Consider the following 632-nt stretch of genomic DNA (forward strand, 5'->3'; position numbering starts at 1 on the left):
GTGATTTGGGCGAAATCCGTCCCTTTGGGGAAAAACTCTCGCAAGAGGCCATTGGCATTTTCGTTCGAGCCACGTTGCCAGGAGGAATAGGGATCTGCAAAATATACCTGCACGCCATGAACGGCTTCCAGGCTGGCGTAGCAGGCGAATTCCTTGCCTCGGTCTGCGGTAGCGGTTTGAAATGCATGGACAGGGTACTGCGAAGCCGCTACCCCAAAGGCAATCTCCATGGACAACGCCGTACGATCCGGCATACGAATCGCGGTATACCAGCGGGTTTTCCGTTCGATGAACGTGGCTACGCAGCCCTTGCTTTTCCCACGACCTGAAACCACCGTATCCAGTTCCCAATGGCCGAAAGTCTCCCGGTGCCGAACCTCTTCCGGGCGCTTCGAGATCGGCTTGCCCACAGCAAACGTTCCGCGTGTCTCTGCAGGCTTTTGCCGCTTCCCTTTGTGCCGTAAGACGGCAAGCCTGCCGTTCACCAAACGCCTTTTGTATAGCCAACGATAGATCGTTTTAAAACTTACCATCGCTTGTCCCTCCTGACGCCAACGTTCTACGATCTGCTCTGGAGACCAGGTGGCCTGAAGCTTTTCTTCGATGCGACTCGCCAGTTCCGGATTCCACTT

General features: G+C 55.2%; 1 protein-coding gene. It reads right to left on the bottom strand.

Annotated features, from left to right (window positions below):
- Window positions 1-632: IS30 family transposase (locus IEX62_RS23595; protein ID WP_188778838.1), on the bottom strand; the 632-nt coding region annotated here is incomplete at both ends.

Origin of the sequence: Paenibacillus hunanensis (genome assembly GCF_014645615.1) — a bacterium.
GTDB classification, from domain to species: Bacteria; Bacillota; Bacilli; order Paenibacillales; family Paenibacillaceae; genus Saccharibacillus; species Saccharibacillus hunanensis.